Origin of the sequence: Streptomyces sp. NPDC094032 (genome assembly GCF_040303965.1) — a bacterium.
Lineage (GTDB): Bacteria > Actinomycetota > Actinomycetes > Streptomycetales > Streptomycetaceae > Streptomyces.
On record NZ_JBEOUE010000001.1, the window covers coordinates 289,433 to 314,410 of the forward strand.

Here is a 24,978-nt window from a genome sequence, read left to right on the forward strand (position 1 = left end):
TGCGACTTGCAGATCCGGACATCGCACCGCCCTTGCGTTGTTAGCTATTTAGCTAAGGTGCTAAAAAGATCTCGTGAACGAGACGAGCGACCCAGACGACGACGCCGGAGTGTTCCGCGCCCTGGCCGACCCCACCCGGCGGCAGATCCTCGAAGACCTCCGGGGCGGCGGTGAGCTCGCCGCCGGAGAGATCGCCGGCCGCTTCCCCATCAGCGCCCCCTCCATCTCCCGCCACCTCGGGGTCCTCAAGGGCGCCGGGCTGGTCGCGGAGCGGCGGGACGGCAACCGGATCCTCTACTCCCTGGTCGAGGACCGGCTGGCCACCAGCGTGGGCCGCTTCCTGAGCGCCGTGTGCCCCGAGCAGATCGTCCTGCGCCACACGAAGTGGCGCACCGGGCCGGGCCGTGACGCCCGCGTGCGGGAGGAGAACGCATGAGACCCCCGCGCCTGGCCTCCGTGATCGAACGGCGCCTCCTCGTCAACTACCGGGTCGCCCCGGACGCCGTGGCCCCCCTGCTCCCCGCCCCGCTGCGCCCGCAGCTCGTGCGCGGTCACGCCGTCGCCGGGATCTGCCTGCTGCGGCTCGGCGCGGTGCGGCCCGCCTGGGCACCCGCCGCCGTCGGGCTGACCAGCGAGAACGCGGCGCACCGTATCGCGGTCGAGTGGGACGGCCCGGACGGCGTCGAGACCGGCGTCTACATCCCGCGCCGGGACACCGCCTCGCTCGTCAACCGCTGGGCCGGCGGCCGGGTCTTCCCCGGCGAGCACGGACACGCCGACTTCGAGGTGCGGGAGACCCCCGACACCCTGCGCGTGGCGTACGCGACGCGCGACGGGCTGACCGCCGTCGACGTCACCGCGCGCGTCACCGACCGCCTGGAGGGCAGCGAGCTCTTCGCCGACCTCGCCGAGGCCTCCGCGTTCTTCCGCGCGGGCAGCAAGGGCTGGTCGGCGACCCGCTCCGGCCGCTCCCTGGACGGCATGCGGCTCCACACGGACGCCTGGCACATCGAAGCGGGCCACGTCACCTCGGCCCGCTCCACCTACTTCGACGACCCCGGCCGCTTCCCGGCGGGCACCGCGACCCTGGACTCCGTCCTGGTCATGCGCGACGTCCCGGTCCACTGGCGGGCCCTCCCGGACATGGCGGTCGCGGCGGGAGTCGCATAGGAGCCGTCGAAGCGGGAGGGGTCCCTTTCAGTTGGGGATCGAGCAGTTCGCGTCGGGTGCGCGGCCCCGGGGCCAGGCGATGCCGTCGAAGACGGCGGTCTTGGTGGCCGGGTCGAGATGGACGATCGGGACCGCCTTGTTGTACGGGTTGCCGTAGCGGTCGAGGCAGATCCAGCCGCTGGCGCCCTCGACCCGGTTGACGCCGTGCAGCCGCAGCCAGCTGTCGGCGACCTCGGTGAGAGAGGGCATCTTCACGTCGCCCACCGTGTCGTTGCGGATGCCCGCGATGGCGGTGGAGACCGAGTCGTACGTGATGATGACGCGGCCGTCGAGGAGGGTGGCGGGGCCGATCGAGTCGGGTCCCTTGCCGCTCGCCTTCCGCAGCAGGTCGGACAGCTCGGTCGCGGCGGCCCGGGAGCCGCCGGTGGCCTGGGTGCCCTTGCCGCCCCAGGCGTCGGGGTGGGCCAGGGCCGCGTAGCGCAGGGTGATCCCGGCGCCCTTGGCGAGGACGCCCCACTGTTCGGTGAACTTCTGGTCGACCGTCAGGGTGGAGGCGTGCGAGCCGGTCATCACCGTGTAGTGCTTGTTGCACGTACGGTCGCCCAACTCCACGAGGAACTGGCGCAGTTGCACCGGGCGGCCGACGAAGTAGATGGTCTTCGCGGCGGAGGCGCAGATATCCGGGACCATCTGGTGGAAGTCGTTGGCGAGGTTGCCCTCGTCGTTGAAGTCGGGGGGCGACCGGAAGGTCTCCGGGGCGTTGGGCGCGCCCTTGGCCAGCTTCTCGAAGGTCTGGCGCAGGGTGGCCAGGTAGTTGTCGCCCTCGCGGATGTCCTCGACCACGATCGTCTCGGCGGGCTTGATGTCCGACTCGTACGCGGCAAGGGCGTCGACCTGGTCGGTGTTGCTGGGCGCGACACGGGCGAGCCCCGGGAAGGCGTGGGGTTCGGTCGCGGAGTTCTTGATGTCGTCCGCCGTCATGGGGCCCGCGACGACGGGGATGCCCTTCTCCTTGGTGAGGTAGCGGACGGCCGCCGCGGTCTCCGGGATGCTGATGTTGATGCCGGCGACGGCCCTCAGGTTCTCCTTGCCGTCCGCCGCGGACCGCACCAGCTGGTCGGCGACCGTCTGCCACTGCTTGTAGCCCCGGCCGGGGTTGGCGAGCACCAGCCGGATGGGCGGCTGCTTGTTGTTGGCCTTGTGGTTCGCGCGGTACTGGGCCAGGTAGGCCCCCTGCACCTGCTCGACGTACTCCCGCTGCTGGGCGGGGTTGTCGGAGATCATCGGGATCATGAGGGCGACGGTGGCCGGGGACTTTCCGGCGACGTCGTCGTTCTCCGCCTTGATGCGGCCGGTGACCTGCCTCAGCGCCTCGGTGAAGACGTAGCCGCCGTCGGTGACGCCGACGCACTCCTCCAGCGGGCCCTGCTTCTCCACGCCGGTGGCGCAGGTCGGGTCGGGGGCCCACCAGCCGTAGGCCAGATAGCCGCCGATCGTCAGCAGGACGGCGGCGGAGGCGATCACGAGGGCGCGGTTGAGGGGGCCCGCGGGCCATCCGATGCTCATGCGTGGGGCCCTTCGTAGGTGGGCAGTTCGGGTGCCTGGTGCCAGTCGTTCAGGAGGGACGGCCACTGCGCGTGGGCGCGGTAGAAGATCTCCTGGGGGACGTCGGCGCTCTGCTGGGTCAGGGTGAGCAGCTTCAGCCGGATCCGGTTGGCCTTCGCCGGGTCGGGGACCGCGAGCGGGTGGGACTGCTTCCACAGGGTGACCACGAGGAGCCGTACGGCCTCGTGCACGGGGTCGCCGCCGGCCGCGCAGGCCGGGCAGTTCTCCGGGGCGGTGGCCGGGGCGGCCAGGTTGCGGGGCGGGTACGGCGCGGCGCAGACCAGGTTGAGGGAGGCGAGCCAGGCGGACGCGTCCTGGTCGGCCAGACTGTGGTGCAGGGCGTTCACGACGGTCTCCGTGTCGCCGATCGCGAGCGAGTGGTGCAGGGCGCGGATGTCGGGCGGCCCGGCGACGGTGCTCCCGGCGTCCGGGGTGTACCGGGCGCGCAGGCGCAGGTGGATGTTCCGCCATGGCTCTCCGTCGGCGGACAGGGTCTCGGCCCGGGTGCGGAGCTCGTGCGCGAACAGGGCGCGCAGGGTGGGGTCGCCGACGAACGGTCCTTCGGTGCCCGGCCAGGGTCGATCGCCCCCGTGGTCCCGGTGCAGCAGCTCGCGGGTCTCCTGTACGGGCAGGCCGCCGGGGTCGTCGGGCGGGTAGTCGGCGCTGAGCCGGCGCGCGGCCCCGTCGTCCAGGGCCGCGGCGTAGTAGGTCAGGCGCGACCGGGCGACGTCCTGGGGGACCAGGCGCCGCAGCAGCCGCTGGTACACGGGCTGTCCCGGGGCGGCGCCGATCGGCAGGTCGAGCAGGGTGCGGTGGTCGAGGGGTCCGTCGCCGAGGAGCCGCTGACGGACCGCCTCCACCAGGGTGTGGGCGATCCCCGCCCGCCCCGCGCTGAGCCGGTGGATCAGACGGACCGTGTCGGGATCCGGCCGGGCCGTGTCGAACATCGCCTCGATCTCTTCGAGTTCGAGGCGTGCCAGCGGCAGCCGCAGCACCCAGCCGTCCGCCGTCGCCGGCCGGTCCCCCCGCCAGGCGGAGCCCGCCGAGGCCCTGGTCGACGGGGTGCCCTCGGGGCCCGGGTCGGACGGCTCGGCCGTGAGGGCGGTGACGACGACGCCGGGGCGCATCCGGGCGGGCTCGTCGTGCCAGGCGCGGGTCAGCGCGCCCAGGAACTCCTGGCCCAGCTCGGTGTGGACGTTGTCGAGGAGCAGCAGCGGGCGGGGCACCCGGTTCCACACGCGCGGCCGGGTGTAGTGGTCGGCCATGTCCTCCAGGAAGGCGGCCAGCAGGTGCCGCTCCGCGCCCTGCCGGGCCGTCGGGCTGCCGTGGAAGCTCATGGCGAGCGCGGCCAGTTGGGCGTGCTCGTCGCCCTGGGGGGCGATCCCGCGCCTGGCCCACCAGGCGAGACCGTGCCGGTCGGCGCGCGGGCCGAGCAGCTCGGTGGCGAGGATGTTGGCGAACCCGGCCACCAGCCCGTTCACCCCGAGCGGCAGCCCCGGCGCGCCGGCGAGGCCCTGGTTGATCTCCGTGATCCACCCCGCCACGCGGTCCCGGCGCGCCTGGGGATCGGGCTGGGTCTCCTGGATCAGACCCTCCAGCCGGCGGCGGGCGGCCGGGAGCTCGGCGGGCCGGACGACCTGCCAGCCGGTGGCCGCGACAAGGCCCTGGGTGAGCCGGGGGAAGGACAGCCTGCCGCTGAACTTGCCCGCCTTCTGGCTCAGTTTGTCGCTCAGGTAGAACAGCAGGTCCAAGGTCCGCGAGGCGCTCGCGGCGGCGCCCTCGGCCGCGGGGGCGATCCCCGGCTGGCCGAAGTCCGCCGCCCCCAGATCCGCGTACGCCTGCGGTATGCGCTGCGCGTACCGCGCCGACAGCTCCGTCAGGAGAGCGGTCTTGCCGGTGAGCCGCCCGCCACCGCACTCGATCAGCAGCGGGCTCCCGCCCGGGATGCGCTCCCGGGCGGCCCCCTCGCCCCCGAGCCCCACCAAGGAGGGCACCACGGTGTCGAGCACCGCCGCCCGTCCGTACAAGGTCACCTTGAGCCCCCCGTCATGATCCCCCCAGCAACTCGGGTCCATGGTGCACCGCGTGAGGGCGGGAGAACAGGAGAAGATGACAAGTCATCAACAGTATGCGGCAGTTGACTCAGAACCCACGGGGGCTATCGCGGATCCGTGAGGAGCTCCGCGAGCCGGTCGGCGAGCGCCATCAGCCCGTCGAGCTGCGGCCCGCCCCGTGCCCGCCGCAGACCGTGCCTGCGCCCCCAGAACGCCGTCTGCACCACCTGCAACTGGGCCCACCGGCGCACCCGTTCACGATCCAGCCCGGCGGCCTCCGCGTACACCGCGAGGACCCGGAAGGCGGCGGCCCCCGGGTCGGCCGCGCCCATGAGGCGCGGGGCGTGGGTCTTCAGGAACGTCCCCCCGTCGTAGGCCGGGTCCCCCGCGTACCCCTTGGGGTCGACCGCGAGCCACGGTTCGCGCTCCGCCCGCAGGACGTTCCGGGCGTGCAGGTCGCCGTGGACCAGGGTGTCGGGCTGGACGCGTCCCAGCTCCCGTACGGTCGCCACGGCGGCGTCCACGACACGGCGCGGCATCGCGTGCGCGAGCTCCCCGGCGTCCCGCCGCAGCTCCTCCTCCCACGCGTCGGCCCGCTCGCTCAGCCGGGGCAGGCCGGGCGGCGCGGGCACGGCGAGGCGGCGTCCGAGCAGGCCCGCGGTCCTGGCCACCTCGTCGCCGTCCGGCACCTCGGCCAGGGTCGAGACCCCGGCCCGTTCCAGCAGCATCGCGAACCGCTCGTCGTCCCGCTCGTACAGCCGCACCGCCCCGCGGCCGCCCCACACGGCGAAGGCGTCCGGCTCGTGCACGTTGCCCGGGTGCGGGAAGGACACCTTGAGCACGGCGGGCTCCCCGGACGCACGCCGTACGGGCACGATCACGCCGACGCCCCCGTGCAGCACCCCGCCGTCCGGGACACAGCCCCAGCGGTCCAGCGCCTCCGCGACGAGGACCGGCAGCCGGTCCGTCCACGCCGCGCCCGGCCCGCCCTCACGCGCGACGGTGCTCCGTACGAACTCCTCGGGAACCACGATCATTCCGGCACCCTACGCGCGACGTCGTACGCTGCCCCGCGTACGAAGGTCCAGGCGGAGGGGAAGATGCGGCTCATGGGGCGTCAGAAGCGGCTGTGCATAGCGGGATCGGCGGTGGCGGCGCTGCTCGTCGTCGCGGGCTGCGCGGGTCAGGGCGGGGGCCCGGGCGACGCGAAGCCGAAGGCGCCCCGCTCGTCGGGCGACGCCAAGCCGAAGGGCCCCGCGGGGGACACGCCCGCCGGCACCCTGCCCGGTGTCCCGACGGCCTCCCAGGCCCGCACCCAGCTCGCCCGCCTGAAGGTCGCGCCCCAGGGCTCGATGACCGGGTACAGCCGCGACCGCTTCCCGCACTGGGCCGAGCAGGGCGACAACTGCAACACCCGCGAGACCGTCCTGGAACGCGACGGCCGCGGTGTGCGCCGCGACGCGCAGTGCCGTGCCGTCTCCGGCACCTGGACCAGCGTCTACGACGGCAAGGCCTTCACCAAGGCCGCCGGCCTCGACATCGACCACACGGTCCCTCTCGCCAACGCCTGGCGCTCCGGCGCGAACACCTGGACCCAGGAGAAGCGCAAGGCCTTCGCCAACGACCTCACCCGCCCCCAGCTCCTCGCCGTCTCGGCCGTCTCCAACCGCTCCAAGGGCGACCAGGGCCCCGACGAGTGGCAGCCGCCCTCCCGGACGTACTGGTGCGCGTACGCCCGCTCCTGGACCTCGGTGAAGTCCTTCTACGGCCTGACGGTGACGAAGGCGGAGAAGACCGCGCTCGGAGGGATGCTGGACACCTGCGGTCGCTGACGCGCGGGCACGGCGGGCATCAGGAAGAGTGCCCGCCGTGCCGCCGCGAGGCGCCGGTGGTTCAGTAGTACATGAACGTGGGGATCAGGCCGCCGCCGCTGGCGTTCGGGATGGTGACCAGTCCGCCGGGGCCGACGCCCCTGCTGTTGGCGACGTTGGCCACGTCGTAGACCGAGCCGTAGTTGCCCATCCAGTGCCACGACGGGTCCTGCTTCTGGCTCTTGCAGGCGCTGACGAGCGCGATGCCCTCCTCGGCGGTGAGGACCTGGTCGGCCCCCGGTCTGTAGCAGCTGGCGGCCGGTGCGGCGGGCGCCTGCGGCGCGGGCGCGGCGGACGCCGGAGAGGCCAGGCCGATCAGCAGTGCCGCGGGTGCGGCCGCGATGGCGAGGGTGCGAAGTCGGTTCATGGTTGACCTCCCTGGCTAGCCATCTGTCTCGGAACCGAGACGTGAACCGGGATCTGAACCGACCCTAGGACCGGAGGGTGCGTACGGCCATTCGGGTGCGCCCATTCGGGTGATGCCGAGCGGCTTCACCATCAGCGGCTTCCGGGTCTCGACCACCACCATTCCGCCCGCCCGTACACCCATCTTTCGTGGGGGACGTGCGGCCGAATTATGGGGTGGGAGCTCCCATGTGCCCCCCGTGCGCATCGCGTTGACTTGCGCATGTCGCTCGGCGCCGAACGGCAGACGGAACACCAGCAGCAGTGCGCGTCCCGCGCACTCGACACGGAGGAGACGACATGAGCGTCCTCAAGCTCCAGAACCTGCAGCCCCGCACCACCGCCAGCAAGGCCGTCTCCGTGAGCCTCACCAGCTCCGGCTCGGACTGCTGCAAGAACGACCCGCAGTAGTCACCACCACGGCCGCCACGGTCCGGGTGGGGACGCCCCACGCCCCCACCCGGACCGTGGCGCACCCGTCGCGCCGCCGCAGTCGTCGGTGGCGCCTCACGGAGGAGACGACATGAGCGTCCTCAAGCTCCAGAACCTGCAGCCCCGCACCACCGCGAGCAGGGTCCCCGTCGCGAGCCTCACCAGCTCCGCGGCGGACTGCTGCAACAGGGACCCCGAGTAGACATCCGCACGGCCGGCACGGTCGGGGCGGGAGCGCCCGGCGCCCCCGCCCGGACCGTGGCGCACTCGCCCCGCCGCTGCCGTCGGCGGCATCTCGACGACCACAGAGGCTGACATGCGCGACCAACGATGGGTCCACCGGTTCCTCTTCGCCTGGAACGACACCCTCTTCTTCGATCCGCTCGACGTGTACTACAGGCCGAGGAAGGACCACTTCCTGGCCGACCTCGACGAGCGGACGCGGGCGCGTTTCGTCCGCAGCGGCATCTGGTGGAGCCATCGGCACAACCCCGACCTCCCGAAGCAGGGATGGAAGATCCACGTGTCCTCCAACCACCGTCAGGTGAGGGAGGTAGCGGCCACGGTGATCGGCCATCTCGTCGCCCGGGAGATCGACTTCAAGATCGCGCTCGACCTCAACGTCTTCGAGATGCTCAACTCCAAGGCGATGTCCAGGGGGAGCGGGGGCAAGCTGCTCACCGTCTACCCGCGCGACGAGGACGAATTCAGGACGTGCCTCGCCGACCTGGCCCGTCTGCTGGAGGGCGCCGAGGGCGCGTACGTGCTGTCCGATCTGCGATATCGGGACAGCAAGGCGCTGTACTTCCGGTACGGCCAGCTGCTCTCCACGCACACCGTGGACATCCTGGGCCGCAGGATCCCGCACATCCTGGGACCCGACGGGAAGCCCGAGACGGACGGCCGGCGGCCGGGGGACACCCACCCCTGGTGGGTGCCGTGGCCGTTCGCCGACTGGAAGCCCGCCGAGGAGGCCGAGGGGGAGGGCCTTCTCGGCGGTCGCTTCCGGGTCACCGGAGCCCTGCAGTTCTCCAACAGCGGGGGCGTGTACACCGCCGAGGACACCCTGGACGGCGACCGGCAGGTGGTCGTCAAGGAGGCCCGGCCGCACACCAACCTCAACCCGCGCCTCGACTACGACGCCGTCGACGTCCTCGGCCGCGAGTGGATGTTCCTCAACCGGCTGGCCGACGTCGAGGCCTACCCGGACCCGATCGCCCGCTTCCGGCACTGGGAACACCACTACATCGCCGAGGAGTTCATCGACCGCACCGACATCCGCTCGGTGCTGCTCGAACACAACCCGCTCGCCCGCCCCGGCTTCGACCCGGAGCGCTCGCGGGAGTACCTGCGGATCTTCATCACCGTCTTCCGCGGCCTCGCCCGCGCGATCGACGCCGCCCACCGGCACGGCGTCGTCCTCGGCGACTTCACCCCGGCGAACCTGCTGATCGACCCCGACACGTACGACGTGAGCATCGTCGACCTGGAGGCCTGCCGCCTCGTCGACGGCTCCGGCGCCACGGGCGAGAGCGGCGACGGCCTCACCCGGCCCGTCGAGCTCTACACCCCCGGCTTCAGCCTCTCCCGGGGCGGCTTCAAGCCCGCCGGCATCGAGGGCGACCTCTACTCCCTGGCCTCCACCATGGCGTACTTCGTCTTCCCCATCGCCGCCATGTCCTATCTGCGCGAGGACGTCCTCGACACCTACCAGGTCTTCTTCGACGGCCTCGGCTGGCCCGAGCGGGTCCACCGTCTTGTCACCGACCTCGCCGCCACCCGGATCGGACTCGCCGACGTCGTCGCCCTGCTCGACGCGGAGGAGGCCGACCTCCTCGCCCAGGTCAGGACCGAGCGCGTCCGCCCCGAGATCGAGCCGTCCGGACTGCGGGCGACCGAAGCCGGCGTCGCCGCCTTCGTCGAGGCCGCCGCCGACACCGAGCGCGCCACGCTCTTCCCCGTCGACCCGTTCGCGCACGTCACCAACCCGCTCAGCCTCGGCTTCGGCGCGAGCGGCGTGCTGTGGTCGCTGAACGCCTCCGGCGTCCCCGTACGGCCCGAATGGCACGACTGGCTGCGCGAGCAGCTCACCCGGATCGACCTGGACGCCTACCCGGACGGCCTGATGAGCGGCCTCGCCGGCATCGCCTGGGCGGCCGAGTCGCTCGGCATGCGCCGCCAGGCCAGGGAACTCCTCGGCCACGCCAACCGGCGCGCCCTGGAGACCGCCGACCACACCTTCTACTACGGCCTGTCCGGCATCGGCATGACCAACCTGCGCTTCTTCCTGCGCGGCGGCGACCCCCGCGACCTCGCCGCGGCCAAGGACTGCGCCCGGGTGCTGCTCGACACCGTCCAGCGGGACGGCCGGCTCGCCTACTGGCTCAACGACTTCTCGGAGGAGGGCCCGCTGACCGGGCTCGGCTTCGGCCAGGCCGGCGTGGCGATGTTCCTCCTTCGGATGCACCAGGTCACCGGCGAGGAGCACTACCGGGACCTCGGCCGTGACGCGCTCGCCTGGGAGATGGCCCACGCGAAGCCCCTGGAGGACTCCGGCCTGATCATGTTCGAGCACGAAGGGACCATGGAGCCCTACATCGAGGTGGGCTCCGCGGGCGTGGCGCAGGTGCTGCTGCGCTACGGCGACCTCGACTCGGCGCGGACCGTGCTGCGCGCCCTCGACGTCGGCCACTCCGTGCTCCCCGGCTACTCCTTCGGCATGAGCGGCATCGCGGACGCCCTCCTGGACGCCGCCGAGATCACCGGCGACGCCTCCTACCGCGAGACCGCCCTGCGCCAGCTCGACTTCCTCCGCAAGGTGTTCCTCTTCGAGCCCGCCGCCCACTTCGAGGTCCCGCGCCGGGCCGGCGTCACCCCGCTCGGCGTCCCCGGCGAAGGCCTGCTGCGCTGCTCCACCGACTACCTCACCGGCTCCGCCGGAGTGCTGCGGGTGCTGCACCGCGCCAACCACGGCGGCATGGCCGACTTCCTCCTCGACGAGCTCGACGGGACGGACGGGACCAACCGGTGAAACAGATCTGGCGCACCCTGCGCGGCCACCAGCGCCCCTTCACCGGGATCCTCGTCGCCGAGGCCCTGTTCGGCGGGACCGAGGCCCTGCTGCACCCGCTGCTCCTGAAGGCCCTGTTCGACCAGGCGATCCTCACCGCCGACTTCGGCAGGTTCCTCTTCCTCGGCGGCTGCTACCTGGTCCTCGGCCTCACCCTCAACCTCTCCGGCTACGGGATCGGCCTGTGGCGCAAGCGGTTCGAGAACGCCTTCGTCCTCGCCCTGGAGACGGAGCTCCTCGGCCGGACCCTCGGTCTCGACGGCCGGAAGATCTCGCAGAAGGGCAACGCCTCCTACGTCAGCCGCATCCACAACGACGTCCGCGAGGGCGTGCTGCCGGCCGTCGACGTCTGCATCCGCATCGCCCGCCAGGCCTGCGCCTCGGTCGTCTTCCTCGGCGTCCTGCTCTACCTCTCCTGGCAGGCCAGCCTCATCCTGCTGGTGATCATCCCGCCGCTGGTCCTGGTCAGCAACGACCTGGCCCGGCGGATCGAGAAGAACACCGACCCCGAGCGCGAGGCCGAGGCGCGGTACGTCAACACCCTCACCCGCACCCTCGAAGCCTTCCACGCCCTGCGCGGACTGCGCTCGCTGCTGCCCGGCGCCCGCGCCGCCAACCAGGACGCCCTGAACGGCTTCCTCGGCATCACCTACGCCAACTACCGCCTCGCGCAGCGCCAGCGGACCCTCAGCGACCTGGTGATGAACCTGTCGGACACCGCGTCGATGGTCATCGGAGCCTTCTTCGTCTTCAGCGGCCGGATGTCCTTCGGCAGCTTCCTCGCCTTCGTGAACTCGCTGTGGCGGGCCGTCACCGGCATCTTCGACCTCGTCAACATGATCCCGCAGACCCGCCGCAACACGGCCGTCCTCAAGCGGATCGAGATCCTGCGCGCCGCCGGCAGCGACCCGTACCACGACGAGGGCTCCCTCGTGCTGGTACGCGGCGCCCGGGTCCGCTACGGGAAGGCGGAGGACGAGGGGGACGGGGACGGGACCGTGCCGGACGACGTCGACGCGGTCGACCTCGACAAGCGGTCCGACGCCGACACCTCCGTGGCCATCCCCGACTTCGGGCTGCGCCCCGGCGAGCGGGTCCTGCTCCGCGGCCCCAACGGCTGCGGCAAGACCACCCTCCTGCACATCGTCGCCGGGACCCTCGCCCCCGACAGCGGCACGGTCACCCTGCCGCCCCGGGTCGCGAGCCTCACCTCGCCCGTCCACCTGCCCCCGCTGCCGGTACGGGACCTCGTCGGCGACCCCGGACTTCGCACCGTCATGGGGCTCGACGGCCTCGCCGACCAGCTCCCCTCGGAGCTGTCCTCGGGCCAGCGCCAGCGGCTCGGCGTCGCCGCGCTGCTCGGCGAGGACGCCGACGTGTACCTCGCCGACGAGCCCTTCGCGAACCTCGACGACACCGGCCGCGCGCTGGTCCTGCGCATGCTGCGGGAGCGCACCGAGGGGCGGGCGCTCCTTGTCGTGCACCACGGCGACGAGGACCTCGACAGCGCCTTCGACCGGGTGGTGAACCTGGCCGTGGCCGAGGTCCCGGGAAGCGTCGGGACCCCGGCCTGAGGCCGTGTCCGGAAGGTACCGCCCGGCCCGTGGGCCGGGCGGCGCCGCTTTCCGGACACGAACTCCCGGGCGTCACATGGCCGGACCGGCCACCAGCTCGCGCGCGGCCGACGCGAAGGCCGCCCGGGTCGGGTGGCCGGTCTTCTGCAGCAGGCTCGACACGTGCTTCTCGACCGTACGGGGCGAGATGTGCAGCCGGCCGGCGATGTCCCGGTTGCCGAACCGCTCCGCGAGGAGCCGCGCCACCTCGAACTCCCGCACCGTGATCCCGCACCGGCGCAGCCCCGGCGGCACCCGGTCGGCGCCCGAGCGGCGCTGCCGGACCGGGGCCCCCATCCCGCGCAGCAGCGAACGGCAGGCACCCGCCGGTGCGGGCAGGGCCGCGCCGTGGAAGAACTCCTCGGCCTCGCGCAGCCACTCCACCGGGGCGCCCCAGCCGTCCTCGTGCGCCGGGCGGGCGACCAGACGCAGACACAGATGGCGGGTCACCGGGTACGGCGAGGCCGCGTCGAGCGCTGCCGCGGCGGCGGCCGTCGCCTCGCCGGTCCTGCCCTCCCGGCCCAGCAGCACCGCGTGCGCCAGACCGACGTACGGGCGGTTCCAGCGGGCCCCGGCCGCGCTCGCCGCCACGACCCCCTCGTGATGCCGCCGGCCCATTCGGCCCGCCAGCACCCCGAGCAGCAGCACGACCCCGTGCCGGCCGAACTCGCCGGTCGCCGGATTCTCCGCGTCGTACGCCAGGGCCCGCGCGAAGTCCCGCTCGACGGCCTCGTGGTCCTCCTCCAGGAGCGCGCAGAACCCCCGGGCGAGCCCGTACGCCACCGGCCGTACCCCCGGCGCGGCGTCGAGCAGCGGGGCGAGACGTTCCAGCGCCTCGCCCATCTCGGCCCGCCGGCCCTGGTGCGCCCAGCGCACCGCGTCGACAAGACGCCACCGGGACAGCGCCCGGCCCAGGCCCAGCCGGGCCGCCTCGGCGATCCCCTCGTGGACCAGCTCCCCGGCGGAGTCGAACGCGCCGCGCCGCACCCGGTCGTGGGCCAGCTCCAGACCGGCCTCGTGCGCCGTCGGCAGCAGCCCCGCCCGCAGGGCCTCGGTCCGCGCCCGCTCCAGCGGGGCCGTACCGCCGTCGCGGCGCGCCTCGACGCGGGCCAGGCCGAGCTCGGCCGACAGTCGGACGCCCGGCAGGCGGTACGCCTCGGCGAGCGACCTGGCCTCCTCCAGACGGGCCACCGCGGCCGGCTCGTCCCGGTCCCGGACCAGCCGGGCCAGGGCCAGCAGGGCCCGGCCGGCCACCTCGGGCAGCCCGGCGCGGTGCGCGGTCTCGACGGCCCGCCGGGCGGACTCCTCGGCGGTGCGCAGCCGTTCGGGGGCCAGCCGGACCGGTTCCACCAGGGCCGCCGCGAGCTCCACCCGGGCGACGACCCCGTCGGCCCAGTCCGCTCGGTCGGCCCGGTCGGTCCCGTCGGCCCGGTCGGCGTCGCGTCCGGCGAGCAGCCGCCGGGCCAGGTCGAGCTGGTGCAGACCCGCCACGGGCCGCCCGGCCTGCACCTGTAACTCCGCGAGCCGCGCGTGCAGGCCCGCCCGCAGGGCCGGGGGCACGGTCGGCCCCGGCTCCCAGGGGCGTCCGGTGCCGTCGTCCGGGAGCCCGCCGCCGGCCGCCGCGGGCAGCCGGTCGAGCCGCCCCGAGCTGCCGACGGCGTCCAGGAGCCGTTCGAGGACGGCCGCGTGGGGCTCCGGCGCGGTGTCGGGGTCGGACAGGCGATGGGCCCGGGCCAGCAGGTCGAGGGCCCGGTCGGGGGTGGCCTCGGCCGTCGCCCGCCGGGCCGCCTCGGCGTACAGGCGGACGGCCTGCGGGGTGTCGCCCGCCTGCTCGTGGAGCTCGGCGGCGCGGCCGCACCAGGCGCCGGGCAGCCGGGGGTGCAGCGTGGTGAGGGCGTCGGCGGCGCGGCGGGCGAGCGTGGCGTGCTCGACGGGCCCGAGGGCGCCTCGTAACGCCTCGGCGGCCAGCGGGTAGCGGAACGCGTACCAGTCCGCGCCGGGGCCGTCCGGCACGACGAGGGAGGCGGCGGTCCCGGCGCGCAGCAGCGCGGAGAGCTCGGCCTCGTCGCAGCCGGCCGCGTGCCGCAGCACCGGCAGCGGGAAGCGCGGCCCCAGCAGGGCCGCGAGGCTGAGCAGCTCCTCGCCGCGCGGGCCGAGCCGGGCGGCCCGCAGCCGCAGGTTCTGCGCGACCCCGTCGAGGCCGTGGACCAGCTCCTTGACCACGAAGGGCAGGCCCGCGCCGCCGGTCGCCGCGCGCCGGACGAGCGCGGGGCTGACCTCCTCGGGGGCGATGCCCAGTTCGGCGGCGACCAGGCGGCGCACCGCCGAGTGGCCGAGCGGGTTGAGGTCGACGACCGTCGCGACGCCGTCCTGGCGGGCGCGGGCCGCGAGGGCGAGGGCGCCGCAGGGCCCTCGCTCGGTGGTGAGCAGCAGGACGGCCGGCAGGTGTCCGAGGTTGTCGAGGAGGTACTCGACGACGGCCAGGGTGCCGGGGTCGGCCTCGTGCAGGTCGTCCAGGACGAGCAGACAGCCCCGTCGGCGGCCGACGTCGGCGATCAGCCGCAGCACCGCCTCGGCGACCATCAGCGGCGACACCGCGGCGACCTCGGCGCCGAGCGGGTCGGAGAGCAGCCGGGCGAGCACCGGGCCGTAGCGGCCGGGTTCCTCAGGACCGGGCGAGGGCTCGGCGCGGGAGAGCGCGAGCAGCGCCTCCACCAGCGGCCGGTAGGGGACGGCGGGGCCCACCGTGCCCGCGCCGCCCCGGGCGGCGGCCATCCCGGCGTCCCGGGCGGCCGTGATCGCCTCGGCGGCGAGCCGGGTCTTGCCGACGCCGGGCTCGCCGGTGACGATCACCGTTCCGCCCCGGCCCGTGCGGGCGGCCGCGAGCGTGTCCGCGATCCGCCCCGTCTCGGTTCCCCGGCCCACGAGTTGTCCCTCGGGATGGGGGACACCGTCCCGGACCGGGGTGGTACAGGCGTAGGGGTTCGTCATCTGCCTCTCCTAGGGGGTGGGGGAAGAGGGAGGTCGGCGCCGTGGCGATGGCCGCGTCGCCGGGCATGACGATAAGAAGCGGACAGGTGCCCCCTGCAGCCGTCCGTTTGGGGGGCTTGCGGGGGCTCCTTACGTGGTCAGACCCCCTCGATGCGGTCCTCGCGGACCCGCACGGCGAGGTCGATCTTCGTGTACGCCGGACGGCCCGCCTGCTGGTATTTGGCCTTGACCCGGTCCAGGTAGTCCTTGGCGGTGTGGACCGTGATCCCGGCCCGCCGCGCGGCCGATTTCAGGGTCATCCCGGAGGCGTAATCGAGCAGGATCTGACGTTCTCTCGGCGAAAGACGGGGACTTTCGGGACTGTTGTCGTGCGCGCATGCGAAGGCCAGTTCGGGGGAGTGGGCGCCGTGTCCCGCCACCACGTCCTTGATGGCGGCGACGAGCGTCGGCAGGTCGTTGTCCTTGGTGAGATAGCCGTCGGCGCCCGCCCGTACCGCCTCGATGACCCGGGGCCGGTCGGGGACGGTGCTGATCACCAGGACCCGGCTGCCGGAGCGCAGCACCCGCCGGATGTTGTCGGCGGGCGCCGAGCCGTCCCGCAGCAGCAGGTCGAGCAGGACGATGTCGGGCGGGGCGGCGGGGCCCGCGAGCAGCTCCCCGACGGTCGCCGCCATGGCCACGACCCGCAGTTCGGGCACCTGGCCCAGCCAGGAGCGCATGCCGTCGAGGAGCATCCGGTCGTCGTCGACGACGCCGACGGTGATCACGCGGGCCATCTCAGCTCCACCCGCACGCCCTCGCCGGGCGCCGTGTCGACGGTGGCGTGCCCGCCGACCTCGGCCATCCGCTCGCGCACCGAGCGGCGCAGCCCCAGGCCGGACACCGGGTGGTCCGGGTCGAAGCCGGGGCCCCGGTCGACCACGGTGACGACGGCCCCGCCCGGCCGGCCGGGGGCGGCGGGGTCGTCGGGGACGCCGGTCGCGGTGAGATAGGCGTGTCCGGTGCCCGCGTGCCGCCGTACGTTGTTGAGGGCCTCGCGCGCCGCGTCGGCGAAGGCGGCGGCGACCTCGGGCGGCACCGGGGGCAGCTCGTGGTACTGGGCGGTGACCCGCAGCCGCAGGCTCTCGGCGGAGCTGACGGCCTCTTCGAGGGCGGCGCCCATCTCGGGGTGCGGGACCTCGTCGGCGGTCTGCTGGATCAGCCTGCGCAGATACGCGGCCTCCTTGGCGCACCGCTCGCGCACCTCGGGCGCGTTGGCGTCGATGCCGCCGGCCGCGAGGGTGGTGAGGGTGGCGAGAACGGTGTCGTGCAGCGCCCGGTGGTGCTGGAGCCGCTCGGCGTACCGCGCCTTCTGGGTCTCGGCGGCCAGCGCGCGGGCGTTGGCCTCGTCTAGCAGCCGGCCCTGGCGGCGCAGGTACCACCAGAACACCCAGGTCATCACGGCGGAGGAGAGCAGCGAGTTGACGTGTCCGCCCAGGACGGCGCGGCTGGCGCCCACCAGGTGGTAGCCGATCAGGTGGGTGACGACCAGCGCCACGAGCGCCGTGAGCGCCTGGATCCGGGGGAGGGCGACGGAGACCACGGCGCTGGCGGAGCCGCCGAGCAGCATGGCCCAGCCGAGCGCGGGGGTCTCCCGCACACCGCCCCAGACGTACAGCGCGAAGGGCAGGAGGCAGCCGGTGACCAGGACGTCGGCCCAGACGAACCGGCGGTCGAACCAGCCGCGGGCGAGCGCCGTCCCGTACAGGAGGAGGCTCAGGCCGAGGGCGGCGGCGAGCCCCAGGTACTGCACGGGGTGGCCCTGCCGGTGCTGGGCGACGGCGAGGACGCCGACGGTCAGATGGCTCGCCCGGTAGAGGAGCGTGGCCAGAATCAGAAAGGACTGCGCGCGTTGGAGTCCGGATCCCGCCCACGTCGTCCGCCGCAGTGCTCGTAATCGCTCCATCGCCAAGGACCCCACCGGCAAGACCACGCCCTCCCGCGTCCGCAACCGTCGCCTTCGTCCCGCATTCTGCCCGAGCGAGAACCGGCCGACAGGGCGTCTGCCAGCCGTTCTGTGGAGGCTGTGAAGGCGGTGTGCGGGTGCTGTGGGCGGCTTTCGGGCCATGCTCTACCGGGTGGTAACACGACCCGTCCCGGGCCTTGTTGGGCGCCGCATGTCCATGGTTACCTCGGGTAAGCCCCTCGTCCCCTCCTCCCTCCCGCCCCACCCGTCCCTCCCGTCCCGGAAGAAGGAACCCCCATGCCCTCCCTTCGCCAGCCAGGCTCCCCCCGCGCCCATGGCCGTTTCGGTACGGTCCTCGTCGCCGCCCTCGCCCTTCTCGCGACCCTCGGCGGCACCGGCGCCGCCGCGCCGACCGGGCAGCGGAGCGCCGAAGGGCTGCGCGAGGTCATGTTCGTCGGGAACAACTGGGACGGAACGGCCGATGTCATCGCCTCCCGCGGCGACTTCGCGCGTGTCGGACGGGTGAACGTGATACCGGACCGCGCGGAGCGGATGCGCGAGATCCAGCTCGACCCGGTGAAGCTGGCCTTCTTCCTCGGGGTGCGCAGCGGGCCGGGCGAGGGCCACGACCAGTTCGTCGACGACATGTACGCCACCCCCGACGGCTCCGCCATGGTCGTCTCGCGGCCCAGCTTCGCCGACGTCGTCTCCCTCGACCTGCGGACCGGGAAGATCAACTGGCGTTTTCCCGTGGCCGGTTACCGCTCCGACCACATGGCCGTCTCGCCCGACGGCACCCGCGTCGCCGTCTCCGCGTCCACCGCGAACACCGTGCACGTCCTCGACATCGTCACCGGCCGCCAGGTCGGCTCCTTCACCACCGGCGACAAGCCCCACGAGAACGTCTTCACCTCCGACGGCCTGCTGTGGAACATGTCCATCGGCGAGGTCACCACCGCCCTCGACGCCCCCTGGCTCGACTGGACCAAGGGCGACCGGAAGATCACCGTCGTGGACGCCGACACCCTCCGGACCGTCCGCGTCATCGACATGCGCGAGCGCCTCGACGCCTTCGGACGCGGCGACCTCTCGGACGCCGTCCGCCCGCTCGTCTTCACCCCCGACGAGAAGAAGCTCTACTTCCAGGTCTCGTTCTACAACGGCTTCCTGGAGTACGACCTTGCCACCGACCGCATCACCCGCGCCAAGGCGCTGCCCGTCAACCCGGCGACCAGCACGGACCGCACCACCTGGGTCAACGACTCCCGCCACCACGGCCTGTCGATCAGCCCCGACGGCGGCAAGCTGTGCGTGGCCGGGACGATGGACGACTACGCGACCGTGGTGGACCGGGCCACCCTCCAGGAGGGCCCGCTCGTCGAGGCGAGCAAGCCGTACTGGGCCACCGTGAGCGGCGACGGGAAGTCCTGTGTCATCTCCGAGAGCGGCGCCGACCGGGTGACCGCCATCGACTTCGCCACCGGGCGACGGGTGGCCTCGGTCGCCGTCGGCGACCACCCCCAGCGGGTCCGGCTCGCCCGCGTCCCGGCCGACTGGACCGGCCCCTCCGCCGGCTGACGGCGTCCACGCGAAGGGGCCCGCCGGATCGGAATCCGGCGGGCCCCCTCGTGATGTGCTCTAGGAGCGGCTGACCGTCAGCTCGTAGAGCGAGTAGCCCCACTGGGTGCCCCGGGTGACCCCGTGGACGCGCACGTAGCGGGCGGGCTGCGAGGCGAACTCCGCCGTGTCGTAGCCGCCGTCACCGGCGTCCGTGGACCACGCGCTCTTCCAGTTCGCGCCGTCCTCGGACAGCTCGATCCGGTAGCCGCGGGCGTAGGCGCTCTCCCAGTCGAGGGTGACCCGGCCGACCCGGCGCAGCTCGCCCAGGTCCACCTGGATCCACTGGTCGTCGGACCACTCGCTGGCCCAGCGGGTGCCGGTGTCGCCGTCGACGGCGAGGCCGGGGGAGTAGTTCACGAACGGGTTCCACCACTGGGTGGTGGAGGCCGAGGCCGGCCGCCCCGCGGCCAGGTTGACGCCGAGCTCGTGCTTCTCGGTCGCCTTCCAGGTGGTCAGGTACGACTCCGCGCCGTGCGACAGCTCGTCGACGACCCCCGGGCCGCCCGGGGTCAGCCGGATCTGCTCGATCCAGTCCGGCACCAGGCCGTTGTGCGCGGCGCCGTCCAGGTTGAGGTCCCAGGTGCGCTCCCCGGTGACCTGCCGGTCGATCACCGAGCCGCCGTCGAAGCTGCGGAAGGGGTACTTCACCGCGTTCGGGGCGTCCGCGCCGACCGGGCCGGGCCAGCCGCCGACCCCGTTCATGTCGGTGCCGTAGCCGAGCCCGACCCCGTACTTCTTGCGCAGCGCCGCCTTCTGCGCCGCCTCGCCGATGAAGCCCGGGGCGTTGTGCATGTACTCGGCGACGAAGCCGCCGAGGCGGTAGACCCGCTCCGTCCAGTCCAGGTCCATCCAGCTGTGGCTGGAGATGACGCCCGGGTACTCCTCGGCCTCCAGCATGTCCAGGGCCCGGCCGGCGGCCTTGACGCTCATGTGGTCGAGCTCCAGCATCATGCCGCGCTGCATCATGCCCTTCAGGGCGTACTCCCCGAGCCGGGTCAGACCGCGGGTGTTGCACTTGGCGTCCGAGGCGTACGAGGGGACGCTCACCCCGGCCGGCAGCTTCTCGGCCATCGCGGCGGGCGCCACCAGGCCGATCGGGTTGTCCTGCTGCGCGCCCGCGCACTTCTCGGTGGTCCAGAAGGTGCCGGTGGACAGGAACTGGCCGATGTTGACCGCCACGCCCGTGGTGCCGCTGTCGAAGCGCACCCCGCACAGGGCGTTGTCGAACTTGTGGCAGAGGAACATGCTGCGCACGCCGAGCCCGTAGAGCTCGTCGAGCCCCTTGTCGATGTCCGCCTTGCCGCACTGGGCGACGTCCAGGATCTGCTTGCAGCCGAAGGGCTCCGAGGTCTCGACGCCCAGCACGACCGCCAGCTTGCCCTGCTCGATCACCGAGCGGGCCTGGGCAGAGTCCAGGACGATGCGGAACCAGCCCTTGCCGGGACCGCCGTACATCTTGTCGATGTACGCCTGCATCTCGTACGACTTGCGGGCCTCCAGACGGATCGCGTCCATCTCGTCGCAGCCGCGGTCGCGGGGCAGCAGCGAGCAGATCAGCCCGTTGGTGACCAGGTCGTTCACGAGCACCCGCTGGCCGCCGCGCCAGGCCCGCTCGACCCAGGCGTAGTAGTTCTGCTGGTGGCTCAGGGAGTTGTTGGCGGGCCAGTCCTTGAAGGTGGGCCAGCCGACCGGGTCGTGCTTGCCGTTGTCGCCGCCGGTCAGGTGCTCGAAGAGGGCGCCGGAGCCGTCCGGGTAGTGCTCGGGACAGTCCTTGAGCGCGTCGGCGACGCCCGCCTCGGAGAAGGTCTGGCCGCAGATCATCCGGCCGCCGAAGCCCTCGTTGGACATGAGGTGGTTGTGCGCGTCGACGAAGCCGCGCACCTTGCCCTGGGCGTCGGTGCCCTTGAAGGGGGCGCCGGTGACATTGATCTGGGAGTCGGGCGCGGGCCGCGCGGTGGGCTCCCACCACGAACCGGCGTCGGCCGCGGGGACCGGCCCCGCGCCGAAGACGACGGTGGCCAGGGCGATGAGAAGCGAGGCGAGGGCGAACCGCCAGCCCGCTCTGCGCGTTGTGGGTCGAGTCATGGTCAGCGATGCCTTCGGTCATGGGGGTGTACCGGGCTGGGGCCGCCGGGTGTTTCTTGCGGTAACAGCGGTTGGCCAGAGGATCGCGAGGATCGCCGAGTGAGTCAAGAGTCCGGGTCAAATGACCTGTTGATGATCCGTCAGCCCCCGATCAGCGTCACCAGCTGGTCGGCCGTGGCGTCGAGCAGGGCCGCGGCGGTCCGCTCGTCGCCGAGCACCAGGTACTGGAGGGTGAGCCCGTCGATCATCGCCGCGAGCAGATGCGCGAGCAGGCTCATGGGCACCCGAGGCTCCACCTCGCACACCGCGCAGACCTCGTCGAGCAGGGTGGTCCCCGAGGCCACGTACTGCTCGTACTGGGCCCGCGCGAGATGCTCGAACCCCTCCTCGCGCAGGGCGTACTGGGTGAGCTCGTACGTGAGCATGTGCTCGGCCGGGTGGGCCGTCACATGGTCCCAGTACGTGCCGAGGGCGCCCCGGACCGTCTCGCGCAGGGTCGCCCGGGGCTCGACCGCGGACCGCACGTGGGCGACGTAGTTGCCGGTGATCGACTCGATCGCGGCCTCCAGGAGGGCCTGCTTGGAGTCGAAGCAGTAGTGGAAGACGCTCAGCGAGACCCCCGCCTCGGCGCAGATCGACCGGGTCGTCGTCCGGGCCACGCCGTCCCTCGCCATCGCCCGTACGGCCGCCTCGACCAGCTGCCGGCGTCGTTCCGCCGACGGCATCCGCGCCATGGTTGTCCTCCTCGTATCGGCTCCACCGCGGCCGACAGGGTAACCGCAGCGCGAGGGGAGATCAGGCGCGCCACCAGGGCTCGCGGATCACGTCGTCCGCGTCCCCCGCGCAGGCGGTCCCGTTGACGACGACGCCGCCCGCGACGTCCCAGCCGACCACGCCGTCCCCCTCGCGCTCGAACTCGATGAGCCGGGTACGGGAGGATCCCGCGCCGGTGTCGACGTCGCAGCGCACCACGCCGGCCCAGGAGCGCCCGTCCAGCGCGGCCGCCAGGGCGAGCAGGGGCAGCGCGACCAGGGTGAGGAGGAGGCCCGCGCCCCACACCAGGTCGGCCGTGCGGTGGAGCGGGCCCGCCGCGCGGGTGCGCCGGTGACCGCCCGCGTACCGGCCGGTGCGGTGGTCGAGCAGCACGCCGAGGCGCAGGGCGTAGGCGACGACGCCGGCCACCAGGGCCCAGCCCCAGCCGTTGAGCGAGCCGATGACGAGCGCCAGGGCGCCCGGCACGATCGCCGCGGAGGCCGCCGTGGCCGCGACGCCCCGTCCGGGGTGGGCGGGTCCACGGCCGTGCTCGCCGAGATACAGATAGAAGGCCCGGGCGGCGGCCACCCCGAGCACGGTGGAGAGCAGCGGCTCGAAGAGGAACATCCCGCTCATGACGTCGAGCCAGTTCTTCGGGCCCATGGTGTCCAGCGCGTCCCGGGCGGAATCGCCGCCGCCGAGCGTCCAGGACAGCTTCAGTACGGGGACGGCGAACAGGGCCGCCATCAGCATCACGCGCTCCGCGCCGGACCGCTCGCCCTCGCTCACGCGCAGAGCCTAGGTGTCCGTGCCGGGCGGGGCCCCGACCGACACCTCCGTGAACCGAAAGGAACTCACAGGTGCACAGGGGTTGTCAGTGCAATTTCACATTACTATGTTACAGCTCACGCGGTGACGGTACTCCGTCAAGTCCTACGTGAGCCAGGGACTTTCAGGCCGTGTAGACCCCCCATCCCACCCGACCAGGAGTCCCCAGGTGAACCAGCACAAAGCTGTGCGTTCCACCCTCCTCGCCACCGCCGTCGCGGTGACCCTCGTCGCCTCCGCCGGACAGGCCGTCGGCCAGTCCGCCCCCCAGGCCGCCCCCCAGCGCCCCGCGGCCGTGCCCGCCGCCTTCGCCGCCGGGCCCGCCACCGACGCGAACCCCTTCGACGAGGTCGACCACCTCGCCGACGCCAAGCCGCACAAGCCCGCCCCGGCCCCCGCCCCCGGCGGCGGCCCCGAGGCCAGCGTCCCGGGTGCCGCGAAGAGCACCGCGAAGGCCGACCGGCGCTCGGCCGCCCGTACCGCGGAGGCCCCCACCCTCGCGTCCGGCGTCCCCTGCACCCTCGACGGCATCACCGGCCTGTCGCCCGAGCAGTTCGCGGACTTCCTCGCCGACAAGGCCGTCACCGCCGACGTCTGTCTGCGCGGCCTGATCTGGCGCTGGGACGCCCGCCTGGCGCCCGTCATGTCCGACGCGCACGTCCAGGCGGTCTCCCGCCGTATCTCGGCGCTCTCCGCCACCCACGACGGGACCAACTCCTCCAACCTGGAGGAGATGTTCACGTACCTCCACGCGGTCGTGTACCACGACTTCTCGCGCACCGAGATCGACGTCACCGACGCCCCCACCGTGAACGCGATGCGCCAGGCGATAGCCGACTTCGGCAACGCCGCCCGCACCTTCGACGTCACCGCCTCCAACGCCCGCACCCTGCGCGAGGCCCTCTACGCGGGCAGCGGCCCCGGCCTGCGCCAGTACCAGCTCGGCCTGATCACCCGGGTGCTCGCCACCATGGACGCCTCGCACACCACGACCAACCAGAGCCCCGACTGGGCCGGCGCCGCGCTCGCCGGGCTCTCGACCAACTACCTCGGCGTCTACCCCGGCAACCAGGACGCCGCCTTCCAGGCCGCCGCGAAGGCGGACCCCGCCTACCGCGCCACCTTCCGCGCCTTCGCCGGCTACGCCCACCTCAAGGGCACGGCCAACGCCTGGGTGGTCCGCGACGCGATGAACGAGTACGGCCGCTTCGGCCAGATCGACGGCCTCAAGGACGCCATCGCCACGGACCTCGGCACCGTGCTCGGGACCGTCCAGTCCACCTTCGGCATCAGCGTGCAGTGGGGCTCGGTCGTCTCCTGGCTCAACTACTACAACGCCTGCGCGCCGTACGGCGTCTGCAAGGCCGACATCGAGAAGAAGCTCTTCCCCAACACGTACACGTACGACAACGGCGGCATCAAGGTCCGCACCGCCCTCGACCGGGCCACCGTCGACCAGCTCTACTACGCGAGCAAGCAGGTCAAGTCGCAGTTCCACCGCGTGCTCGGCACCGACCAGCCGCTCGCGGGCGACACCAACAGCACCCTCAACATCGTCCTGTACGCCTCGCGCGCCGACTACGAGATCTACCACCCGGTCCTGACCGGCTACAGCACCAGCAACGGCGGCATCTACATCGAGAACGGCGCCACCTTCTACACGTACCAGCGCCGCGTCCCGCAGGACTCCAGCCTCACCCTGGAAGAGCTCTTCCGGCACGAGTACACCCACTACCTCAACGGCCGCTGGGCCGTCCCCGGCACCTTCGGCCAGGGCGCCTGGTACCAGGGCGACCGCACCACCGCCATGGACGAGGGCACCGCGGAGTTCTTCGACGGCGCCACCCGCGACAACGGCATCGCCGTCCGCAAGTCCCTGGTGCGCGGCATCATCAACGACACCGCCGGCGGCGGCCCCCGCATGAGCGTCCGCCAGCTCCTGCACGCCACCTACGACGGCGACGGCTTCCGCTTCTACAACTACGCGGGCACCTTCTTCGAGTTCCTGTGGACGGAGCGCCCGTCCCTGCTCCGCGAGATGTACACGAACATGCGCGCCAACGACGTGGCCGGCTACGACGCCTGGCGCGAGCGGATGAGCGCGGACCCGGGCCTCCAGGCCGCGTACGACCGCTTCCTGGACACCCAGATCGCCCAGGTCGACAAGCTCTACGTGCCGAACACCACCTTCACGCCCAACGACCAGCTGCGCGACTCCGGCGCCGAGGCGGTCCGCTCCGCCTTCTACACCGCCACGTACGCCAACCCGGACTGCGTGGAGAACGGCGACCCCGGCAAGAAGCGCTTCGTCTGTACGGGCCGGATCACCGCCAACCTGAAGGACGCCAACAGCCAGGACCAGGTCTTCAAGGACATGTCCGAGACGGTCGACTACTTCATCCTCGACCGGGCCGGCGCGGCCTCCAACAACCTGGCCGACATGAACTGCTCCTTCGGCCCGGTGGAGATCTGGTCCAACCGGGTCGCGGGCACGTCCGCCTTCACCTGCGAGGGTCCCCTCCGCAGCTAGCAATCG

Annotated in this window: 19 protein-coding genes; 9 read left to right on the forward strand and 10 right to left on the reverse strand. The window is 72.9% G+C overall.

What is annotated here, in order from left to right; all coding sequences use genetic code 11:
* The first annotated feature begins 73 nt into the window (after window positions 1-73).
* Window positions 74-436, forward strand: a complete 363-nt coding sequence (locus ABTZ54_RS01065) for a metalloregulator ArsR/SmtB family transcription factor (RefSeq protein WP_351655253.1) — start codon at window positions 74-76, stop codon at window positions 434-436.
* Window positions 433-1,170 (forward strand): DUF2071 domain-containing protein, encoded by a 738-nt coding sequence (locus ABTZ54_RS01070; RefSeq protein WP_351655256.1) that lies wholly within the window; start codon window positions 433-435, stop codon window positions 1,168-1,170. The genes ABTZ54_RS01065 and ABTZ54_RS01070 overlap by 4 nt, the downstream gene beginning before the upstream one ends.
* A 27-nt stretch (window positions 1,171-1,197) precedes the next feature.
* On the opposite strand, the gene ABTZ54_RS01075 is transcribed toward ABTZ54_RS01070, so the two are convergent.
* The 3 genes from ABTZ54_RS01075 to ABTZ54_RS01085 all read right to left on the reverse strand — a co-directional run bounded on the left by ABTZ54_RS01075 (window position 1,198) and on the right by ABTZ54_RS01085 (window position 5,866).
* Window positions 1,198-2,736 carry an ABC transporter substrate-binding protein gene (locus ABTZ54_RS01075; protein ID WP_351655259.1) on the reverse strand — a complete coding sequence of 513 codons (1,539 nt, stop codon included), beginning with the start codon at window positions 2,734-2,736 and terminating at the stop codon, window positions 1,198-1,200.
* Window positions 2,733-4,808 (reverse strand): hypothetical protein, encoded by a 2,076-nt coding sequence (locus ABTZ54_RS01080; RefSeq protein WP_351655262.1) that lies wholly within the window; start codon window positions 4,806-4,808, stop codon window positions 2,733-2,735. The genes ABTZ54_RS01075 and ABTZ54_RS01080 overlap by 4 nt, the downstream gene beginning before the upstream one ends.
* Window positions 4,809-4,933: 125 nt before the next feature.
* Window positions 4,934-5,866 carry an aminoglycoside phosphotransferase family protein gene (locus ABTZ54_RS01085; RefSeq protein ID WP_351655265.1) on the reverse strand — a complete coding sequence of 311 codons (933 nt, stop codon included), beginning with the start codon at window positions 5,864-5,866 and terminating at the stop codon, window positions 4,934-4,936.
* Window positions 5,867-5,938: 72 nt separating this feature from the next.
* Here ABTZ54_RS01085 and ABTZ54_RS01090 point away from each other — a divergent pair, with 72 nt between their 5' ends.
* On the forward strand, window positions 5,939-6,661 hold the full coding sequence (locus ABTZ54_RS01090) for an HNH endonuclease family protein (protein WP_351655268.1): 723 nt from the start codon (window positions 5,939-5,941) through the stop codon (window positions 6,659-6,661).
* 61 nt (window positions 6,662-6,722) lie between these two features.
* Here ABTZ54_RS01090 and ABTZ54_RS01095 read toward each other — a convergent pair whose 3' ends face one another.
* The gene (locus ABTZ54_RS01095; protein WP_351655271.1) at window positions 6,723-7,067 is read right to left on the reverse strand and encodes a hypothetical protein; all 345 of its coding nucleotides are present in this window, start codon (window positions 7,065-7,067) and stop codon (window positions 6,723-6,725) included.
* Between the two features lie 338 nt (window positions 7,068-7,405).
* Here ABTZ54_RS01095 and ABTZ54_RS01100 point away from each other — a divergent pair, with 338 nt between their 5' ends.
* The 4 genes from ABTZ54_RS01100 (at window position 7,406) to ABTZ54_RS01115 (ending at window position 12,181) form a co-directional block, all read left to right on the forward strand.
* Window positions 7,406-7,516 carry a class III lanthipeptide gene (locus ABTZ54_RS01100; RefSeq protein ID WP_329426498.1) on the forward strand — a complete coding sequence of 37 codons (111 nt, stop codon included), beginning with the start codon at window positions 7,406-7,408 and terminating at the stop codon, window positions 7,514-7,516.
* A 112-nt stretch (window positions 7,517-7,628) separates the two neighbouring features.
* Window positions 7,629-7,739: a class III lanthipeptide gene (locus ABTZ54_RS01105; protein ID WP_351655275.1), complete on the forward strand. Its 111-nt coding sequence runs from the start codon at window positions 7,629-7,631 to the stop codon at window positions 7,737-7,739.
* 114 nt (window positions 7,740-7,853) lie between these two features.
* Complete coding sequence (gene lanKC, locus ABTZ54_RS01110) at window positions 7,854-10,568, forward strand: class III lanthionine synthetase LanKC (RefSeq protein WP_351655278.1); 2,715 nt, start codon at window positions 7,854-7,856, stop codon at window positions 10,566-10,568.
* Window positions 10,565-12,181: an ATP-binding cassette domain-containing protein gene (locus ABTZ54_RS01115; protein WP_351655280.1), complete on the forward strand. Its 1,617-nt coding sequence runs from the start codon at window positions 10,565-10,567 to the stop codon at window positions 12,179-12,181. The genes lanKC and ABTZ54_RS01115 overlap by 4 nt, the downstream gene beginning before the upstream one ends.
* Before the next feature lie 72 nt (window positions 12,182-12,253).
* On the opposite strand, the gene ABTZ54_RS01120 is transcribed toward ABTZ54_RS01115, so the two are convergent.
* The 3 genes from ABTZ54_RS01120 to ABTZ54_RS01130 all read right to left on the reverse strand — a co-directional run bounded on the left by ABTZ54_RS01120 (window position 12,254) and on the right by ABTZ54_RS01130 (window position 17,156).
* Window positions 12,254-15,211 (reverse strand): helix-turn-helix transcriptional regulator, encoded by a 2,958-nt coding sequence (locus tag ABTZ54_RS01120; protein ID WP_351655283.1) that lies wholly within the window; start codon window positions 15,209-15,211, stop codon window positions 12,254-12,256.
* 137 nt (window positions 15,212-15,348) lie between these two features.
* Window positions 15,349-15,987 carry a response regulator gene (locus ABTZ54_RS01125; RefSeq protein WP_351655286.1) on the reverse strand — a complete coding sequence of 213 codons (639 nt, stop codon included), beginning with the start codon at window positions 15,985-15,987 and terminating at the stop codon, window positions 15,349-15,351.
* Complete coding sequence (locus ABTZ54_RS01130; protein ID WP_351655289.1) at window positions 15,975-17,156, reverse strand: sensor histidine kinase; 1,182 nt, start codon at window positions 17,154-17,156, stop codon at window positions 15,975-15,977. The genes ABTZ54_RS01125 and ABTZ54_RS01130 overlap by 13 nt, the downstream gene beginning before the upstream one ends.
* Window positions 17,157-17,453: 297 nt before the next feature.
* Here ABTZ54_RS01130 and ABTZ54_RS01135 point away from each other — a divergent pair, with 297 nt between their 5' ends.
* The gene (locus ABTZ54_RS01135; protein ID WP_351655292.1) at window positions 17,454-18,734 is read left to right on the forward strand and encodes a YncE family protein; all 1,281 of its coding nucleotides are present in this window, start codon (window positions 17,454-17,456) and stop codon (window positions 18,732-18,734) included.
* A 60-nt stretch (window positions 18,735-18,794) separates the two neighbouring features.
* On the opposite strand, the gene ABTZ54_RS01140 is transcribed toward ABTZ54_RS01135, so the two are convergent.
* From ABTZ54_RS01140 to ABTZ54_RS01150, 3 genes are all read right to left on the reverse strand, one after another.
* The gene (locus tag ABTZ54_RS01140; RefSeq protein ID WP_351655295.1) at window positions 18,795-20,861 is read right to left on the reverse strand and encodes a galactose-binding domain-containing protein; all 2,067 of its coding nucleotides are present in this window, start codon (window positions 20,859-20,861) and stop codon (window positions 18,795-18,797) included.
* A 140-nt stretch (window positions 20,862-21,001) separates the two neighbouring features.
* Window positions 21,002-21,595 (reverse strand): TetR/AcrR family transcriptional regulator, encoded by a 594-nt coding sequence (locus tag ABTZ54_RS01145; protein ID WP_351655298.1) that lies wholly within the window; start codon window positions 21,593-21,595, stop codon window positions 21,002-21,004.
* Between the two features lie 61 nt (window positions 21,596-21,656).
* The gene (locus tag ABTZ54_RS01150) at window positions 21,657-22,403 is read right to left on the reverse strand and encodes a hypothetical protein (RefSeq protein WP_351655301.1); all 747 of its coding nucleotides are present in this window, start codon (window positions 22,401-22,403) and stop codon (window positions 21,657-21,659) included.
* A 208-nt stretch (window positions 22,404-22,611) separates the two neighbouring features.
* On the opposite strand from ABTZ54_RS01150, the gene ABTZ54_RS01155 reads away from it, so the two are divergent.
* Window positions 22,612-24,972: a collagenase gene (locus ABTZ54_RS01155; protein WP_351655305.1), complete on the forward strand. Its 2,361-nt coding sequence runs from the start codon at window positions 22,612-22,614 to the stop codon at window positions 24,970-24,972.
* Window positions 24,973-24,978: the final 6 nt, after the last annotated feature.

Coding starts and splice junctions, on each gene's coding strand:
- ABTZ54_RS01105 (WP_351655275.1), top strand. CDS start 7,629: ATGAGCGTCCTCAAGCTCCAGAACCTGCAGCCCCGCACCACCGCGAGC.
- ABTZ54_RS01075 (WP_351655259.1), bottom strand. CDS start 2,736: ATGAGCATCGGATGGCCCGCGGGCCCCCTCAACCGCGCCCTCGTGATC.
- ABTZ54_RS01090 (WP_351655268.1), top strand. CDS start 5,939: ATGGGGCGTCAGAAGCGGCTGTGCATAGCGGGATCGGCGGTGGCGGCG.
- ABTZ54_RS01100 (WP_329426498.1), top strand. CDS start 7,406: ATGAGCGTCCTCAAGCTCCAGAACCTGCAGCCCCGCACCACCGCCAGC.
- ABTZ54_RS01070 (WP_351655256.1), top strand. CDS start 433: ATGAGACCCCCGCGCCTGGCCTCCGTGATCGAACGGCGCCTCCTCGTC.
- ABTZ54_RS01120 (WP_351655283.1), bottom strand. CDS start 15,211: ATGACGAACCCCTACGCCTGTACCACCCCGGTCCGGGACGGTGTCCCC.
- ABTZ54_RS01130 (WP_351655289.1), bottom strand. CDS start 17,156: ATGGAGCGATTACGAGCACTGCGGCGGACGACGTGGGCGGGATCCGGA.
- ABTZ54_RS01125 (WP_351655286.1), bottom strand. CDS start 15,987: ATGGCCCGCGTGATCACCGTCGGCGTCGTCGACGACGACCGGATGCTC.
- lanKC (WP_351655278.1), top strand. CDS start 7,854: ATGCGCGACCAACGATGGGTCCACCGGTTCCTCTTCGCCTGGAACGAC.
- ABTZ54_RS01145 (WP_351655298.1), bottom strand. CDS start 21,595: ATGGCGCGGATGCCGTCGGCGGAACGACGCCGGCAGCTGGTCGAGGCG.
- ABTZ54_RS01140 (WP_351655295.1), bottom strand. CDS start 20,861: ATGACTCGACCCACAACGCGCAGAGCGGGCTGGCGGTTCGCCCTCGCC.
- ABTZ54_RS01085 (WP_351655265.1), bottom strand. CDS start 5,866: ATGATCGTGGTTCCCGAGGAGTTCGTACGGAGCACCGTCGCGCGTGAG.
- ABTZ54_RS01095 (WP_351655271.1), bottom strand. CDS start 7,067: ATGAACCGACTTCGCACCCTCGCCATCGCGGCCGCACCCGCGGCACTG.
- ABTZ54_RS01135 (WP_351655292.1), top strand. CDS start 17,454: ATGCCCTCCCTTCGCCAGCCAGGCTCCCCCCGCGCCCATGGCCGTTTC.